Raw genomic sequence first — 243 nt, forward strand, 5'->3', positions numbered from 1 at the left:
AGACCTCGGAGACGATGCCGAAGAACGGCAGCGCGAGGACGTACACCTCGGGGTGCCCGAAGAACCAGAACAGGTGCTGCCACAGGATGGCGCCACCGTTGCCCGGATCGAAGATGCGACCACCGAAGGTGCGGTCGTAGAAGACGCCGAGTGCGGCCGCGGTGAGCAGCGGGAAGATCAGGAGGATGAGGACCGACGCCACGAGGATGTTCCACGTGAAGATCGGCATCCGGAACATGGTCA

Annotated in this window: 1 protein-coding gene; it reads right to left on the bottom strand. The window is 63.4% G+C overall.

Annotated elements, in window-relative coordinates; genetic code table 11:
- Positions 1-243 (bottom strand): cbb3-type cytochrome c oxidase subunit I (locus NR111_RS18390; RefSeq protein WP_256821653.1); only part of this gene is annotated, 243 nt, incomplete at both ends.

This window comes from Dietzia sp. Die43 (assembly GCF_024519835.1).
GTDB classification, from domain to species: Bacteria; Actinomycetota; Actinomycetes; order Mycobacteriales; family Mycobacteriaceae; genus Dietzia; species Dietzia kunjamensis.